This is a genomic window from Nonomuraea terrae (assembly GCF_044465245.1).
In the GTDB taxonomy this organism is placed as follows: domain Bacteria; phylum Actinomycetota; class Actinomycetes; order Streptosporangiales; family Streptosporangiaceae; genus Nonomuraea; species Nonomuraea terrae.
Genome location: NZ_JBITLL010000008.1, coordinates 37,420 through 52,585, shown reverse-complemented (window position 1 = coordinate 52,585; position 15,166 = coordinate 37,420). Strand labels below are relative to the sequence as shown.

Here is a 15,166-nt window from a genome sequence, read left to right as displayed (position 1 = left end):
GTCTCGTGTCTGACGAAGTGCTCGTCGAAGAGTCCGGCAATGTGGCGATTCTTACCCTCAACCGGCCCAAGGCTCGCAACGCCGTCAACGGGGCCGTGGCGAGAGGTGTCGCCGAGGCGCTGGACGCGCTGGACGCCCGTCCCGACATCTCCGCGTACGTCCTGACCGGGGCCGGCGGCACGTTCTGCGCCGGGATGGACCTGAAGGGGTTCCTGACCGGGGACATGCCGGTCGTGCAGGGCCGGGGGTTCGGCGGGCTGACGGAGTCGCCGCCGAAGAAGCCCCTCGTCGCCGCCGTCGAGGGGTACGCCCTGGCGGGCGGCTTCGAGCTGGCCATGGCCTGCGACGTGATCGTGGCGTCGTCCGACGCGACGTTCGGGCTGCCGGAACCCAAGCGCGGGCTGGTGGCCGGCGCGGGCGGCGTCATGCGGCTGCCGCGGCGGATCCCGTACCACGTGGCCATGGAGATCGCCCTGACCGGCGACCACTACCCGGCCTCCCGCCTGTACGAGCTGGGCCTGGTCAACCGGGTCACCGAGCCGGGCAAGGCGCTGGAGGGCGCGCTGGAGCTGGCCCGCAAGATCGCGGCCAACGCCCCGCTCGCGCTCGCCGCGACCAAGAGAGTGATCATCGAGTCGCAGGACTGGTCGCTGGAGGAGATGTTCAAGAAGCAGGGCGAGATCATCAACCCGGTCTTCGGTTCCAAGGACGCCATGGAGGGCGCGGCGGCCTTCGCCGAGAAGCGCGCCCCTCAGTGGAAGGGCGAATGACCTGATCCCCTCCCGTCCCCACTTCGGGCGGGAGGGGCTTCTCCCTTTACACGCGCTTACGTCTTCCTGGTTACGGTAAAGAAAGAGAAGACGACCTACCGGGAGAGCGCATGGGCGACTATTCGGGTTCGAGGTTCAGGCGTGGCGCCGGAGCCCTCCTGTCCGGCGCGGTCAGCGCGTTCATCATCGTGGTCGCCATGCTGGCGGTGATGTGGATCGTCGAGATCGTCGACTTCCTCATCACCCCCTACGACACCAGCTTCGGCCTGCTCGACCGGCAGTTCGGCATCGTGGGGTGGGACGGCGACGGCCTCATCGGCATCATCTTCGCGCCGTTCCTGCACGGCGGCTTTGGCCACCTCATGGCCAACTCCGTGCCGCTGCTGATCCTGGGCTTCCTCGCGGGGTTGCGCGACGTCGGCAAGTTCCTCTGGGCCACCGTGCTGATCATCTTCATCGGCGGCCTCGGCACATGGCTGACCACGCCGATCAACGTCGTGACGGTCGGGGCCAGCGGGCTGGTGTTCGGCTACTTCGGCTTCATCCTGGCCCGCGGGGTCTTCGACCGCCGGCTGCTCGACATCGCGATCGCCGTCGGCGTCGGCGTCGCCTACTGGGGCATCCTGGCGGGCCTGCTGCCCAACCAGCAGGGCATCTCGTGGCAGGGCCACCTGTTCGGCCTCATCGGCGGCGTGGTGGCCGGCTGGGTGCTGCGCCGCAGGCGCCCCGCCGTCACCGCCCCGTACCCGTACTAGGGCTGGGGCGCCGGAACGTGCCGTGCCAGTGCGCCAGCGCGGTCTCCCTGGCGATCGCCGCGTCCTCGGCGCTGTCGCCGTCCGCGATGTGCTGCGACAGCACGGCGAAGCCGCCGAAGACGACGACCCTGGCGGCGACCTCGGGGTCGACGTCCGGCCCCAGCAGGCCGTCGCGCTGCTCCGCGCGTAGTCGTCCGGCCATCGCCGAGCGGAAGCGGCCGAGCTGGGCGTTCCAGTAGGCGCGGACGGCCGGGTCGTACGCGGCCGCCTCGTTGATCGCCCCGAGCAGCGCGCGGTTCTCCCGGTACAGGGCGATCACCTCCTCGTAGGCGCGCGCGAGGCCCTCCCAGTCCGCGTCCGGCCCCGCCTGCCAGCGGGAGACGATGTCGAAGGACTTCTGCTTGAAGGAGGCGGCGAGCTGTAGCAACAGCTCGCTCTTGTCCTTGAAGTGCACGTAGAACGAGGACCTGGCGACTTTCGCCTCGGCGGCGATGCGCTGCACGCCCAGCTCGGTGAAGCCGACGCCCTCGGTCAGCAGACGCTGAGTGGTGGCCAGCAGTCTGGCTCGTACCGCGGTGCGGTCTTCCTCACTCTTGGGGGGACGCCGGGTGATCGAGGGCATCTCATGCTCCTTCGCTCGTCCGCTCTGGGGGATCAGCGGGCCTGGTGAATGAGGTGGAACTCGGTGAAGCCCTTCAGGCCCCACCGGCCGCTCTCCACGCCGATGCCGCTCCACTTCACGCCGGCGAACGGCTCGTCGAGGCTCCGCGCGGTGTGGGTGTTCACCCACGTCGTGCCCGCCTCCAGCCGCTCGGCCACCGCCGCAGCCCGCTCGAGGTCCTCGCCCCAGACGGAGCTGCCGAGGCCGAAGTGGGTCGCGTTGGCCCGGGCCACCGCGTCGTCCAGGTCACGGTAGCCGATGACGGGCAGGGCCGGACCGAACTGCTCTTCGTCGACGATCCGCACGCCGTCGCCGAGGTCGGTCAGGATCGTGGGCTGGTAGAAGTAGCCCTTGCCGTCGATCACGCCTCCGCCCGCGGCCACGGTGGCCCCGTGGCGGACGGCGTCGTCGACCAGCTCGGCGACCCGCTCCAGCTGGGGGCGGTTGTTGACCGGGCCGAGCTCGGTGCCGGCGAGCGAGCCGTCGCCGACCTTCGCGTCACGCGCCAGCTCGGCGAGCGCCTCGACGAGCGCGGGCCGCAGTGACTCGTGGGCGTACACCCGCTTGGGCGCCACGCACACCTGGCCGCTGTTGGAGAAGGCGCGGGGGAAGACGCCCTCGGCGACCCGGACGGGGTCGGCGCCCTCCAGCACGATCACCGGGTCGTTGCCGCCGAGTTCGAGGGTGGTGCGCTTCAGGTCGGCGGCCGCGGCGGCGGCGATGGCCTTGCCCGTCGCGATGGAGCCGGTGAAGCTGATCTTGCGGATGAGGGGGTGCGTCGTCATGGCCGCTCCCGCCTCGTTGCCGCCGCTGATGACGTTGAGTACGCCGGCGGGCAGCACCTCCCGCAGGACCTCGCCGACCTTCAGCGAGGACAACGGCGTGAAGGGGGAGGGTTTGAGCACCACGGTGTTCCCCGCCGACAGCGCCGGCGCGATCTTCGCCCCCGCGAGGGTGAGGGGGAAGTTCCACGGGGCGATGACCGCGACGGGGCCGAGCGGGCGGCGTACGAGCTGGACGAAGGCGCTCTCGTCGTCGCGCAGCACCTCCCGCGGGAGCTCCATGTCCGCGTAGTAGCGGAAGAACATGGCCGCCGTCTGCACCTCCCGCGCCGACTCGGCGAGAGGCTTGCCCTGCTCGGCGGTCAGGATGGGCACGATCTCGTCCAAGGCGGCCAGCAGGGCGTCGGCGGCGGCGTTCAGCACCTCCCGGCGCGTCTTCGCGTCGGAACGCCACGAAGGGTACGCCTGGGCGGCGGCCCGCACGGCCGCGTCCACGTCGGCCGCCGACGCGTCGGGCGCGGTGGCGAAGACCTCACCGGTGGCGGGGTTCACCACGTCGAACGTCGCCGCCGTCGGATGGGCCTTCCCCCCGATGGTCGACGAGACAGAGACGGCAGCACTTTCGGAAACAGACAAGGGTCACTCCACAAAGGGGTCGAGCCCGGCCGTGCTGACCAGGCATTCACCAGCGTAACCCCGATCGAGGACATTTCGGACATGGTGTCCGACACACTGTCCGAACGGCGGCGCGAAAAAAGGGCGACCAGAGGCCGCCCTGGGGATGGATGGAAGGTGTCTAGAGGCGCTCGACCACGTAGTCGACGCAGGTCGTCAGGGCCTCGATGTCGGCCGGGTCGATCGCCGGGAACATCGCGATGCGCAGCTGGTTGCGGCCCAGCTTGCGGTACGGCTCGGTGTCGACGATGCCGTTGGCGCGCAGCACCTTGGCCACGGCGGCGGCGTCGACGGAGTCGGCGAAGTCGATCGTGCCGACCACCTGCGAGCGGAACTCCGGCGCGGCGAACGGCGTCGCGTAGGACGACTTCTCGGCCCAGGTGTACAGGCGCTGGCTGGAGTCGGCCGTGCGGGCGGTCGTCCAGGCCAGGCCGCCGTTGCCGTTCATCCAGTCGAGCTGGTCGGCCAGCAGGAACAGCGTGGCCACGGCCGGCGTGTTGTACGTCTGGTCCTTCGAGGAGTTGTCGATGGCGACCGGCAGGCTGAAGAACTCCGGCACGAAGCGGCCGCTCGCGGTGATCTCCTCGACCCTGGCCAGGGCGCGCGGCGACATGATCGCGATCCACAGGCCGCCGTCGGAGGCGAAGCTCTTCTGCGGCGCGAAGTAGTAGACGTCGGTCTCGGCGATGTCGACGGGCAGGCCGCCCGCGCCGGAGGTGGCGTCGACGAGCACCAGCGCGTCGTCGCCGCCCACGCGGGTGATCGGCATGGCGACGCCGGTCGAGGTCTCGTTGTGGGTGAGCGCGTAGGCGTCCACGCCGTCCTCGGCGACCGCCTTCGGGTACGTGCCGACCTCGGAGCCGATGACGCTCGGCTCGGCGAGCCACGGGGCCTTCTTGGTCACCGCGGCGAACTTCGAGGAGAACTCGCCGAACGACAGGTGCTGGGACTTCTCGCGGATGAGCCCGAAGGCGGCGATGTCCCAGAACGCGGTGGTGCCGCCGTTGCCGAGGACGACCTGGTAGCCCTCCGGCAGCGAGAACAGGTCGGCCAGGCCGGAACGGACGCGGCCGACCAGGCTCTTGACCGGCTTCTGGCGGTGCGAGGTGCCCATGACGCTCGCGCCGGAGGCGGCGAGCGCGGCCAGCTGCTCGGTGCGAACCTTCGAGGGCCCGCAGCCGAAGCGGCCGTCGGCGGGCTTGATGTCAGCGGGAATCACGATGTCAGCCACGTAACGGAGCCTACCGACCTGCGCGGATGGGCCGGTAAGCGGTCCGGATCCTGAGACCTGCGCGCACAGCGAAACGGCTACCGCGGCGTGGGGAAACGCGCGCGGTAGCCGTCGTGACGGAGGCCGCCGGTCAGTACTTGCCGATGACCTCGTCGGCGCCCGGGACCTCGCTCAGGGGACGCGAGGTCGGGCCGATGTAGTCGGCGCTCGGGCGGACCAACCGGCCCGTGCGCTTCTGCTCCAGGATGTGCGCGGCCCAGCCGGCCGTACGCGCGCAGGTGAACATCGAGGTGAACATGTGGGAGGGGACCTCGGCGAAGTCGAGCACCACGGCCGCCCAGTACTCCACGTTGGTGGCGAGCACGCGATCGGGCTTGCGGGCGTGCAGCTCCTCCAGCGCCGCCTGCTCCAGCGCCGCCGCGACCTCGAAGCGGGGCGCGTCGAGCTCCTTGGCGGTGCGGCGCAGCACGCGGGCGCGCGGGTCCTCCGCGCGGTAGACGCGGTGACCGAAGCCCATGAGGCGGTTGCCCTTGTCGAGCTCGCCCTGGACGTACTTCTTGGCGTCGCCGAGCTGCTCGACGCCCTCGATCATGTGCAGCACGCGGGCCGGGGCGCCGCCGTGCAGCGGGCCCGACATGGCGCCGACGGCGCCGGAGAGCGCGGCGGCCACGTCGGCGCCGGTGGAGGCGATGACGCGGGCGGTGAACGTGGAGGCGTTCATGCCGTGCTCGGCCGCGGAGGTCCAGTAGGCGTCGATGGCCTTGACGTGCTTGGGATCGGGCTCACCGCGCCAGCGGATCATGAAACGCTCGACGATCGTCTTGGCCTCGTCCACGCGGCTCTCGGGGACCATCGGCAGGCCGAGCCCGCGCGCGGACTGAGCCACGAAGGAGAGCGCCATCACCGAGGCGCGCGCGAGCTGGTCGCGGGCCTCGTCGTCGCTGATGTCGAGCAGGGGCTTGAAGCCATAGGCCGGAGCGAGCATGGCGAGCGCGCTCTGGACGTCTACGCGGATGTCACCGGAGTGGACAGGAATGGGGTACGGCTCCGCCGGGGGGAGACCCGGCTGGAACTGGTTGTCGACCAGCAGGCCCCAAACGTGCCCGAACGGGACACGGCCGACCAGCTCTTCGATGTCGACGCCCCGGTATCGAAGGGCGCCCCCTTCTTTGTCCGGTTCCGCGATCTCGGTCTCGAAAGCTACGACGCCTTCAAGTCCGGGTTTGAAGTCGGACATACTCGGCCGCCTCCCTTTCCTGCCATGTTTCGGCAATGCGATGCCTTGATGTCGAGATACCGGCGGGTCAATTTAACCCCGTACCAGGTGGTGCTCGGTCTCCGGACCCGCCGTTGAGCGGAAACCGCTGGTAGGCGAGATGCGCCGGGCGCCGGATCACGGCTGCCCTGGCGACCCGCTGGAGGCGGCCCGCATGAGATCCGCCACACGAGCGCGCAAGAATACCGTTTTGTGGATGCCACCCCGCGCCCGCCCTTGCTGGCGGCGCTTCGCCGTACGTACGAGGGCGAGCCGCTGCTCGAAGCCGACCTCGCGCCCGATCCGATCACGCAGTTCGCCGTCTGGTTCCAGGAGGCGCTCGACGCCGGCCTGCCGGAGCCCAACGCCATGATCCTGGCCACCGCCTCGGCCGGAGGCCGTCCGAGCGCGCGCACGGTGCTGCTGAAGGGCTACGACGAACGCGGCTTCGTCTTCTACACCAACTACGAGTCCCGCAAGGGCCGCGACCTGGCCGAGAACCCCCGGGCGTCGCTGCTGTTCCCCTGGCACCCGCTACGCCGCCAGGTGCGCGTGGAAGGCACCGTGGCGCGCGTCTCGCACGAGGAGTCCGCCGCGTACTTCGAGTCCCGTCCGTACGGCTCCCGCATCGGGGCCTGGGCCTCGCGGCAGTCGGCCGTCGTGCGCTCACGCGAGGAGCTGGACGCCCGTTACGCGGAGCTGGCGGCCCGGTGGCCGGAGAATCCGCCGGTGCCCGACTTCTGGGGCGGTTTCCGGGTGACGCCGATCGAGATGGAGTTCTGGCAGGGGCAGCTCGACCGGATGCACGACAGGCTCCGCTACCGGCGTACCCGACCCGGATGGGTTTTGGAAAGGCTTGCCCCTTAATCTGCTGCGAGTGGCATTTGGCGAGCTGGTCAAGCGGCATCTGGTGGACACGCGTCCACTCGGCGTTGCCGCGTTCCGGCGCATCTGGCTCGGGCAGACCGTTTCGAACATCGGCGTCGGCGTCACCGTCGTCGCCGTCGGGCAGCAGGTCTGGGAGCTGACCCACTCCTCCTTCTACGTCGGCCTGCTCGGCATGGCCAGCTTCATCCCGCTGATCGTCTTCGGCCTGTGGGGCGGGGCCGTCGCCGACGCCGTGGACCGGCGCAAGCTGCTGCTCGTCGGCTCGCTGATCGCCTGGGGCTCCACCGTGTTCATCCTCGTCCAGGCACTGGTCGGGCTGGACAACGTCTGGCTGATCTTCGCCGCGGTCGCGCTCAACTCCACCGGCTTCGCCATCACGGGCCCGACCAGGGGCGCGATCATCCCGAGGATCCTCACGCCGGAGCTGGTGCCCGCCGCCAACGCGCTCAACTCGCTGGTCTACAGCATCGGCGCGGTCGCGGGGCCGATGATCGGCGCGGTCGCCCTGGCGAACGGCGGCTTCGCGGCCGCGTACGGAGTGGACGCCCTGCTGTTCAGCGCGAGCCTCTACGCGGCCCTCAGGCTGCCCTCACTGCCCCCGCTGGGCGAGGTGAGACGTCCGGGCGCCAGGGCCGTGGCGGAGGGCCTCAGATTCATCGCAGGGAGCCCGGTGCTGATGATGTCGTTCGTGGTGGACATCATCGCGATGGTGTTCGCCATGCCGCGGGCGCTCTTCCCCGAGCTGACCGAGGTCAGCTTCGGCGGCTCCCCGGTCGCCCTCGGCTGGCTGAACGCCGCCATGGCCATCGGCTCCGTCGTCGGCGCGCTCTTCTCCGGCTGGGTCAGCCGGGTCTCCCGCCAAGGGGTCGCCCTGGTCATCGTCATCACCGTCTGGGGCCTGGCCGTGGCCGCCGCGGGCCTGGCCGACAGCCTGTGGCTCGTGGTCACGTTCCTGGCCGTCGGCGGCGTCGCCGACGTGATCTCCTCGGTGTGGCGGCAGTCGATCCTGCAGCTGTACGCGCCCGACGAGATGCGCGGGCGGCTCCAGGGCGTCTTCACGGTGGTCGTGGCCGGCGGGCCGCGCCTCGGCGAGCTGCGCGCCGGGGCCACCGCGACGATGTTCGGGCTGAGCGGCGCGTGGGTGGGCGGCGGCATCGCCTGCGCCGTCACGGTGATCGCGGTCGGACTGTCGGTGAGCGGCTTCCGCAACTTCCGCGCCCACCAGTCCACCGCGCCGCGCTAGCCGCCGCCTCACGCGGCTCGCGCTTCATGCGGCTCGCGCTTCATGCGGCCCGCGCCTCACGCGGCTTCGCGGCTCGCGCTTCATGCGGCCCGCGCCGCCGCTTGAAGGTCGGCGAGGAAGCCCTCGTACGCGTCCTCCCTGTCGGGCGCGCGCAGCACCGCGGACGGATGCACGGTCGCCACCGCCAGCGCCTCACCGAGCGGCACCGGCTCACCCCGGTGCCGCGTCACCCGGAACTCGGGCCCGAGCAGCGACCTGGCCGCCGTCGCGCCGAGCACCACGACGACCTCGGGCTGCACGACGGCCAGCTCCGCGTTGAGCCACGGGCGGCAGGCGGTGATCTCGGCGGCCGTCGGCTTCTGGTGGATGCGCCGCTTGCCCCGGGGCGTGAAGGAGAAGTGTTTGACCGCGTTCGTCACGTAGACGTCCTCGCGCGCGATGCCGGCCTCCTCCAGCCCGCGGTCGAGCACGCGTCCCGCGGGCCCGACGAACGGATGCCCCTCGATGTCCTCCCGGTCGCCGGGCTGCTCTCCCACGAGCATGAACGTGGCATGCCCGGGACCTTCGCCGAAGACCGTCTGAGTGGCGTTGCGATACAGGTCACAGCCTTCGCAGCCGGCCGCCGCCGAGCGCAGCGCGTCCAGGTCGAGCCGGTCGGGAAGGAACTTCGCGGCTCCGTTGTTGCCCTTGTCAGCCATCGTCGGTCGTTTCTCCCACTAGGGTTCGTGTGACTTCTGTGCCCGCAGCGGACGGGCCCAGTCCCCGCTACGACCGCGTAACATTCAGTTGGGAGGACTGCCTTGACCGCACACGGCCTGATCGACACCACGGAGATGTATCTCCGCACGATTTACGAGCTCGAAGAGGAGGGCATCGTCCCCCTTCGTGCCCGCATCGCCGAGCGCCTCCAGCAGAGCGGCCCCACTGTCAGTCAGACCGTCGCCCGCATGGAGCGCGACGGCCTCGTCCGTGTCGAGGGCGACCGGCACCTGTCGATGACCGACCTCGGGCGCACGCTGGCCACCCGCGTGATGCGCAAGCACCGTCTCGCCGAATGCCTGCTCATCCAGGTCATCGGGCTGCCCTGGGAAGAGGTGCACATCGAGGCGTGCCGCTGGGAGCACGTCATGTCCGACTCCGTCGAGGCGCGGCTGGTGACGCTGCTCGACAACCCCACCGCCTGCCCCCACGGCAATCCCATCCCCGGGCTCGGCGAGCTGGGGGGCCAGGAGCCGGCCGAGGGCGGCGCCGAAGACGCGCTGGAGACCATGTCCGACCTGGCGGGCCCGCGTGACACCGCTGTGGTCGTGCGGCGAATTAGCGAACAAGTGCAAAGCGATCCCGCTGTGATGCTTAAACTCAAGCAAGTTGGGATACAACCCGGACGCGAGGTGACGCTCGCGGCGAGCGACGACGGTGTGCGGGTGACAGGTGACGGTGACGCAAGAGACAATCCCGCGGAGCTTCCGCGTGATGTCGCGGCGCACGTTTTTGTCTCCAAGCGCTGACGCGCGCGCAGCTGCTTGGTTGAATCCCCCTTGGGAGCCCCTCCACTCTCCCCTGGCCAAGACTGTTGCAGGAGCGCCCGTGGTCCGCTGTGCACACATGCCACCTCGAGGAGTGGTCTCCGGATGAAGCGTTGGGGGGAGCTTTCCCAGGAGGCGGCCGATCATCTCGCTGCCGGGTCGGTGCTCGACTACGCCGAGATGGCGGTGGTCGTCACCGACCGCTTCAGCAACCTCCTCTACTGGAATCCGTTCGCCGAGAAGCTGTTCGGCCGGCAGGGCGCGTCAGCCGCGCGTGAGACGTCCACCCTGTCCCTCGGGATCATGGAGAAGGACCACCCGCTCGCCATCGAGCTGGCCAAACACGTGCTCAAGGGCGGCGTGTGGGAGGGCACGTTCGACGTCCGCCGCGACGACGGCACCATCGTCTACGTCCGCGCCCAGGCCGTGCCGCTGCGTCACACGTCGGGGTCGGTCACCGGCATCGTGATCATGGCGCGCGAGGCGCTGCGCAGCAACGAACGCGAGAAAGACCGCTTCGGCCTGCTGGAGCGCATCGGCGAGCGGCTGGCCGGCTCCCTCTACGTCGAGGAGACGCTCAAGCGGGTCGCCGAGATGCTCGTCCCCCAGTTCGCCGACCACTGCTTCATCGAGCTGATGGAGGGTGACCGGCTCGTCCGCCGGGTCTCGCAGCACGTACAGGGGTGGACGCCGCCGTCGGGAACATGGAAGCCGGTGGGGGCGGAGATCCGCTACCCCTCCGGCCACTACGCCGACACCGCCCTGCGCCGCCAGGAGACCATCCTCGTCGAAGACTTCGCGGGCAGCCGCTACCCCCAGCCCCACGAGGGCAGCGCCCGGCTGTGCGGCGAGATCGGCATGACCTCGGCCATCGTGGCCCCGCTGCTCGTCCGCGGTGAGACGCTCGGCCTGATGTACCTCGGCCTGTCCAACCTCACCGACCGGCGCAGCCCCCACTACGACGCCTTCGACCGCGACTTCGTCGGCGCCATCGCCACCCGCGTCGCGCTCGCCATCGACAACGCGCTGCTGTTCGAAGAGGAGCGCCACACCGCCGAGTCGTTCCAGAAACACCTGCTGCCGCGTGCGCTGCCCCAGCTCGACGGCCTGCAGATCGCCGTGCGCTACTACCCGGCGGCCCCGCTCGCCTCCCACGGCCAGGGCATCCAGACCCAGGTCGGCGGCGACTGGTACGACGTGATCCCGCTGTCCGCCGGCCGCGTCGGCATCGTCATCGGCGACGTCGAGGGCCGGGGCGCCAAGGCCGCCGCCATCATGGGCCAGCTCAGGGCGGCCCTGCGGGCCTTCGCGCAGGACGACAAGTCCCCGGCCGACATCCTGGCCAGGCTCGACGAGTGGACCCGCATCATCGCCACCCCCGAGCAGGACGACAACGGCACAGAAGTCAGCATCCCGCCCATCGTGACCTGCCAGTACCTCGTCTACGACGCCTGGTCACGGCAGCTGTCGTTCGCCAACGCCGGGCACGCCCCGCCGCTGCTGCTGGTCGACGGCCAGTGCGTCGAGCTCGACATCGAGGAGGTCGGCCAGCCGCTCGGGGTGCGCGCCAAGGGCCTGCACGCCGACCTGGTCTACAAGGAGGAGACGCGCACGCTGCCGCCGGGCGCCGCGCTGCTGCTCTACACCGACGGCCTGGTCGACCGGCGCCCCAGCCGCGACGGGCAGATGCCGAGCGAGGCCGAGACGCTCGGCGTGCTCTGCGAGAAGTTGGCCAAGATGTCCGACGCCGAGGTCGAGCGCATCGCCGACGCCGCCACCGTGGCCGTGCCCGGCGAGATCGACGACGACATGGCGATCCTCGTCGTCCGCTCCAGCGACGTCGACCTCGACGTGGAGGAGCGGACGTTCCCGGCCCAGCCGATCATGGTGGGGGAGGCGCGGCGCATGGCCGCGGAGGCGTTCACGGGCTGGAACGTGCCTGAAGAACGCGCCGAGCTGGCCTGCCTGCTGGTCTCGGAGGTCGTGACCAACGTGGTGCTGCACGCGGCGAGCGCGGGGGTGCCGCGCCGGGAGCTGGTGATCGACGGACCGCCGCTGCCGTTCGAGGACTCGTGGGACATGCCGGGCCTCGAAGACGACGTGGTCGGCGACAAGGAGTTCACCCTGCGGCTGCGCAGAGGCGAGGAGGCGGTCTGGGTCGAGGTGTTCGACCAGGACCTCCGGCTGCCCCGCATCCGCAGCGCGGGCGAGAACGACGAGGGCGGGCGCGGCCTCTACCTGGTCGACCAGCTGGCCCGGCGCTGGGGATCGCGTCCCACCAGGGAAGGCAAAGCCGTCTGGTTCGAGATTCCCACCCGCGGCAGATGAGTGGTTCACTGGCCGCATGGAGCTGGCCTTCGAACGACGGGGCAGCGGCGAGACCCTGATCCTCGTCCACGGCATCGGCCACCACTGGCAGACGTGGCAGCCGGTGCTTGACCGGCTGGCCGCCGTGCGCACAGTGATCGCGGTCGACCTGCCCGGCTTCGGGGCCTCCGCCGGGCTGCCCGAGCCGATCCCGTACACCGCCGAGTCGCTGGCGGACGCGGTGGAGTCGTTCTGCGCGCGGTTCGGGGTGCGGGAGCCGCACGTGGCGGGCAACTCGCTGGGCGGCTACATCGCGCTCGAACTCGCCTCGCGCGGTGTCGTCCGCACGGCGACCGCGCTGGCGCCGGTCGGTTTCTGGACCCGTCCCGAGCTGCTCTACTGCCAGACGGTGCTGCGTGGCCTGCGTGCGGCCGCGGCGGCGGGAGATCCGCTGCTGCGCGGGCTGTCGGCCGGGCTCCTGGTGGCGCATCCGTCGCGGCTTGAGCCTGACGCGCTGGCCGCCGCGTCGCGGGCGCTCGCCGAGTCCACCGGGTTCGAGCCGACGCTGGAGTCGTTCGGCGGGGTGATGCCGCCCGCGCCGCCCAAGTCGCCCATCACGATCGCGTGGGGCGAGCACGACCGGCTGCTGCCGCGCCGTCAGGCCGTACGCGCGGCGCGGTGGTCGGGGCAGCGGGTCAAGCTGCTCAAGGGCTGCGGGCACGTGCCGATGAGCGACGACCCCGAGCTCGTGGCCCGGGTCATCCTGGAGGCGTCCGGCGGGTGAGGGTCAGCGGATGGTCTGACCCCACAGCAGCAGCATGACGATGACGAACACGATCACCACGCCGGCGTAGCCGACAGGGCCGAGGCGGAACGCCCGGCGTAACCGGTTGAGGCCCCAGGCGAACAGCAACGCCAGGAAGACCAGGAGGATCAGGCCGCTGTCCATGCTGTCCAGTATGAGGCGGAAGGCGGGCCGCCGCGCGGGTGACGGTTCAGACGCTGCCAACGGCTTTCTGCGGCCTTCGGGAGCCTTCGACATCCGCGACCAGTCCGAGCGCACGATCCGCGCCTCCCTGCTGCCGTGCCAGTGGGAACAGGACTGGACCGCCGACGTCACCCTCATCCCCTCCGGCATCGAACTCGAGGAGCGCATCAGCGAAGCCGGCGTGCGCAGCGCCTCGCCGCCTGCCTGACGCCGCTCATCGGCGAGCAGGACGACATCCTGATCCACACTTCGCCGACCATTGGCTACCTTCTGCACCTCGCACTGGTGGCCAGTGGGCACGTGGTCGGCGTCACGACGCCGACCTACGACGCGGTGCGCGGCATCTACCGGCTGAAGGCGTTCATCGAGAACGAGAAAGCGGCGCGCCGCGGGCTGCGCTGCCGGTCTACCAGCGCCCTCCGTCTTCGGGGTGGACAGGCAGCCGGACGGCTCGGAGGTCATCGTCACCGGGAGTGCGTCCGACCCGCCCGCAAGGCCACCGCGTTCGAGACCGCACTGATCATCTTGGATCGGTAGGATTTGCCGGATGAAACGGCGCGACTACGAAGGGCCCGGCGACCTGCGCACGATGCAGGACCTGATCCGGCGGCTCTGGTCGCCCGAGAGCCGTTGGCACATCGGAGACCTGGCCTGGTCCCGCTTCCAGCACGTCGGCAGAGAGCCGGAGTGGCCTACGTCGTTGTGGGAGCATGACGGTCAGGTCGTCGCGTGGGCGTGGGCGCAGCGCCCCGGCACTCTCGACCTGCGGCTCGACCCGGCCTATCCCGAGCTGGCGGAGGAGATCCTGCGCTGGTTCGACGGCGCCGTCGAAGGTCTGGAGCGCGACGTCACGCTGCTGGAGTCCGAGACGGACCTGGCAGAGGTCCTGTGCCGGCACGGATACCGTGCGCAGGAGTCCGGCGTGTTCTTCACCCACATGCGCCGCGGCCTCGACGCCCTGCCGGAGCCGAAGGTCCCTGCCGGCCATACCTTGCGTGCCGTGCGCGGCGAGCAGGATGCCGAGGCCAGGGCGGCGGTGCACCGGGCCGCGTTCTCGCTGCCGGGCCTGCCGCCCTCGCGGGTCACCGGTGCGAGCTATCGCCAGGTCATGCGGGCCTGGCCCTACCGCGCCGAGCTCGATTGGCTGGTCGAGGCGCCGGACGGCACCCCGGTGGCGTTCTGCCTGGTCTGGCTGGATGAGGAGCACCGGGCGGCGCTGCTGGAGCCCGTGGGTACCGATCCGGCGCACCGCCGGCTGGGCCTGGCGAGCGCCGCTACGCTCGCCGCCCTGCACGCCGCGCGGCGGCTGGGCGCGCGGACGGCCTTCGTGGCGCCCCGGGGCGACGACGGCCATCCGATGGCGCGCAAGACCTACGAGTCGCTGGGTTTCCGCGGCTTCGCGCGCACGACGACCTTCGTCCGCTGAGATCGTCTTCTCAACCTGGGATCTTCGTGTTCTCGGCGACGGCGTCCGTCAAGGTCGCACAGCGCGCGCCCGGTCAGGCAGGCGAACCACGTTATGCGGGTTTTATCGCCGTTGGCTGCTGCCAGGGCAATGGTGAAGATCAGAGGTCAGAAGTCAAGCTGAGTGCCTGCTCCCGGACTTCCGACCATGGTCCGCGGCCATGGTCATCGCGGACCTGGTTCTCATCTGTGGTGACCTGGGAGACTGCGATCGAGTTCATCGTGGGCAGTGGCGCGGTCGGGGCAACGAGCTTGAGATGAACGGGTCCGCGACCTGTCAGTCCCGTGGGATGGCTTCGATCGTCGCCATGTGCTCCTCGCCCCACTGCCCGAGCGGGATGAGTGCGGTGGCGAGCGAGTTTCCGAAGGTGGTCAACGAATACTCGACCTTGGGCGGGACCTGGTGATGCATCTCGCGATGCACCAGGCCGGCCTTCTCCAAGTCGCGCAGTTGGATGGCCAGAATCCGCTCGCTGATGCCGGGGACCTCGCGCCGCAGTTGCCCGAAACGCAGGGTGCCGTCGGCGTGCAGGGCCCAGAGGATCAGCACCTTCCACTTGCCGCCCATGACGTCGATGGCGGCGTCGAGGCCGCAGGTGTAACTGGTCTTCTTCACACTAA

General features: G+C 70.4%; 17 protein-coding genes. 10 read left to right on the top strand and 7 right to left on the bottom strand.

The annotated features are described in order from the left end of the window. The first annotated feature begins 5 nt into the window (after positions 1 to 5). Positions 6 to 770: a crotonase/enoyl-CoA hydratase family protein gene (locus ACIBP6_RS38470; protein WP_397059051.1), complete on the top strand. Its 765-nt coding sequence runs from the start codon at positions 6 to 8 to the stop codon at positions 768 to 770. A 110-nt stretch (positions 771 to 880) separates the two neighbouring features. Further along, positions 881 to 1,525 (top strand): rhomboid family intramembrane serine protease, encoded by a 645-nt coding sequence (locus tag ACIBP6_RS38465; protein ID WP_397059049.1) that lies wholly within the window; start codon positions 881 to 883, stop codon positions 1,523 to 1,525. On the opposite strand, the gene ACIBP6_RS38460 is transcribed toward ACIBP6_RS38465, so the two are convergent. The 4 genes from ACIBP6_RS38460 to ACIBP6_RS38445 all read right to left on the bottom strand — a co-directional run bounded on the left by ACIBP6_RS38460 (position 1,503) and on the right by ACIBP6_RS38445 (position 6,111). Next, positions 1,503 to 2,147 (bottom strand): TetR/AcrR family transcriptional regulator, encoded by a 645-nt coding sequence (locus ACIBP6_RS38460; RefSeq protein ID WP_397059047.1) that lies wholly within the window; start codon positions 2,145 to 2,147, stop codon positions 1,503 to 1,505. The two genes, ACIBP6_RS38465 and ACIBP6_RS38460, sit on opposite strands and share 23 nt — an antisense overlap. 32 nt (positions 2,148 to 2,179) lie before the next feature. Then, entirely contained in the window at positions 2,180 to 3,604 is a 1,425-nt protein-coding gene (locus ACIBP6_RS38455; protein WP_397059045.1) for an aldehyde dehydrogenase family protein, read from the bottom strand. 160 nt (positions 3,605 to 3,764) lie between these two features. Further along, positions 3,765 to 4,874, bottom strand: coding sequence for a phosphoserine transaminase (gene serC / locus ACIBP6_RS38450; protein WP_132613572.1), 1,110 nt, complete (start codon positions 4,872 to 4,874; stop codon positions 3,765 to 3,767). 130 nt (positions 4,875 to 5,004) lie between these two features. Further along, the gene (locus ACIBP6_RS38445) at positions 5,005 to 6,111 is read right to left on the bottom strand and encodes a citrate synthase 2 (RefSeq protein ID WP_397059043.1); all 1,107 of its coding nucleotides are present in this window, start codon (positions 6,109 to 6,111) and stop codon (positions 5,005 to 5,007) included. 231 nt (positions 6,112 to 6,342) lie between these two features. Between ACIBP6_RS38445 and pdxH the strand changes: the two genes are divergently transcribed. Both pdxH and ACIBP6_RS38435 read left to right on the top strand, forming a co-directional pair. Further along, a complete protein-coding gene (pdxH, locus tag ACIBP6_RS38440) occupies positions 6,343 to 6,996 on the top strand; it encodes a pyridoxamine 5'-phosphate oxidase (protein WP_132613576.1) in 654 nt (217 codons plus the stop codon). Between the two features lie 10 nt (positions 6,997 to 7,006). Then, positions 7,007 to 8,260: an MFS transporter gene (locus ACIBP6_RS38435; RefSeq protein WP_397059041.1), complete on the top strand. Its 1,254-nt coding sequence runs from the start codon at positions 7,007 to 7,009 to the stop codon at positions 8,258 to 8,260. 80 nt (positions 8,261 to 8,340) lie between these two features. Here the strand turns inward: ACIBP6_RS38435 and ACIBP6_RS38430 are convergent, their stop codons facing one another. Then, positions 8,341 to 8,958, bottom strand: a complete 618-nt coding sequence (locus tag ACIBP6_RS38430) for a UdgX family uracil-DNA binding protein (RefSeq protein ID WP_397059039.1) — start codon at positions 8,956 to 8,958, stop codon at positions 8,341 to 8,343. Positions 8,959 to 9,060: 102 nt separating this feature from the next. Here ACIBP6_RS38430 and ACIBP6_RS38425 point away from each other — a divergent pair, with 102 nt between their 5' ends. The 3 genes from ACIBP6_RS38425 to ACIBP6_RS38415 all read left to right on the top strand — a co-directional run bounded on the left by ACIBP6_RS38425 (position 9,061) and on the right by ACIBP6_RS38415 (position 12,877). Continuing rightward, the gene (locus tag ACIBP6_RS38425; protein WP_397059037.1) at positions 9,061 to 9,768 is read left to right on the top strand and encodes a metal-dependent transcriptional regulator; all 708 of its coding nucleotides are present in this window, start codon (positions 9,061 to 9,063) and stop codon (positions 9,766 to 9,768) included. A 123-nt stretch (positions 9,769 to 9,891) separates the two neighbouring features. Beyond that, positions 9,892 to 12,114: an ATP-binding SpoIIE family protein phosphatase gene (locus ACIBP6_RS38420; RefSeq protein WP_132613582.1), complete on the top strand. Its 2,223-nt coding sequence runs from the start codon at positions 9,892 to 9,894 to the stop codon at positions 12,112 to 12,114. 16 nt (positions 12,115 to 12,130) lie between these two features. Further along, on the top strand, positions 12,131 to 12,877 hold the full coding sequence (locus ACIBP6_RS38415; RefSeq protein WP_397059034.1) for an alpha/beta fold hydrolase: 747 nt from the start codon (positions 12,131 to 12,133) through the stop codon (positions 12,875 to 12,877). A gap of 3 nt (positions 12,878 to 12,880) precedes the next feature. On the opposite strand, the gene ACIBP6_RS38410 is transcribed toward ACIBP6_RS38415, so the two are convergent. Beyond that, positions 12,881 to 13,042 (bottom strand): hypothetical protein, encoded by a 162-nt coding sequence (locus ACIBP6_RS38410; RefSeq protein ID WP_165969767.1) that lies wholly within the window; start codon positions 13,040 to 13,042, stop codon positions 12,881 to 12,883. Between the two features lie 10 nt (positions 13,043 to 13,052). On the opposite strand from ACIBP6_RS38410, the gene ACIBP6_RS38405 reads away from it, so the two are divergent. The 3 genes from ACIBP6_RS38405 to ACIBP6_RS38395 all read left to right on the top strand — a co-directional run bounded on the left by ACIBP6_RS38405 (position 13,053) and on the right by ACIBP6_RS38395 (position 14,507). Next, entirely contained in the window at positions 13,053 to 13,289 is a 237-nt protein-coding gene (locus ACIBP6_RS38405) for a hypothetical protein (protein ID WP_397059032.1), read from the top strand. A 92-nt stretch (positions 13,290 to 13,381) separates the two neighbouring features. Further along, positions 13,382 to 13,618 carry a hypothetical protein gene (locus ACIBP6_RS38400; protein ID WP_397059030.1) on the top strand — a complete coding sequence of 79 codons (237 nt, stop codon included), beginning with the start codon at positions 13,382 to 13,384 and terminating at the stop codon, positions 13,616 to 13,618. Positions 13,619 to 13,628: 10 nt separating this feature from the next. Next, positions 13,629 to 14,507 carry a GNAT family N-acetyltransferase gene (locus tag ACIBP6_RS38395; protein ID WP_397059028.1) on the top strand — a complete coding sequence of 293 codons (879 nt, stop codon included), beginning with the start codon at positions 13,629 to 13,631 and terminating at the stop codon, positions 14,505 to 14,507. 315 nt (positions 14,508 to 14,822) lie between these two features. On the opposite strand, the gene ACIBP6_RS38390 is transcribed toward ACIBP6_RS38395, so the two are convergent. Further along, a complete protein-coding gene (locus ACIBP6_RS38390) occupies positions 14,823 to 15,161 on the bottom strand; it encodes a winged helix-turn-helix transcriptional regulator (protein ID WP_397059026.1) in 339 nt (112 codons plus the stop codon). Between the last annotated feature and the right edge of the window lie 5 nt (positions 15,162 to 15,166).

Bases quoted from the DNA above. Each gene is read 5' to 3' on its own strand.
- ACIBP6_RS38445 (WP_397059043.1), bottom strand. From the start codon at position 6,111: ATGTCCGACTTCAAACCCGGACTTGAAGGCGTCGTAGCTTTCGAGACC.
- ACIBP6_RS38420 (WP_132613582.1), top strand. From the start codon at position 9,892: ATGAAGCGTTGGGGGGAGCTTTCCCAGGAGGCGGCCGATCATCTCGCT.
- ACIBP6_RS38465 (WP_397059049.1), top strand. From the start codon at position 881: ATGGGCGACTATTCGGGTTCGAGGTTCAGGCGTGGCGCCGGAGCCCTC.
- ACIBP6_RS38430 (WP_397059039.1), bottom strand. From the start codon at position 8,958: ATGGCTGACAAGGGCAACAACGGAGCCGCGAAGTTCCTTCCCGACCGG.
- ACIBP6_RS38460 (WP_397059047.1), bottom strand. From the start codon at position 2,147: ATGCCCTCGATCACCCGGCGTCCCCCCAAGAGTGAGGAAGACCGCACC.
- ACIBP6_RS38395 (WP_397059028.1), top strand. From the start codon at position 13,629: ATGAAACGGCGCGACTACGAAGGGCCCGGCGACCTGCGCACGATGCAG.
- ACIBP6_RS38405 (WP_397059032.1), top strand. From the start codon at position 13,053: ATGAGGCGGAAGGCGGGCCGCCGCGCGGGTGACGGTTCAGACGCTGCC.
- ACIBP6_RS38415 (WP_397059034.1), top strand. From the start codon at position 12,131: ATGGAGCTGGCCTTCGAACGACGGGGCAGCGGCGAGACCCTGATCCTC.
- ACIBP6_RS38410 (WP_165969767.1), bottom strand. From the start codon at position 13,042: ATGGACAGCGGCCTGATCCTCCTGGTCTTCCTGGCGTTGCTGTTCGCC.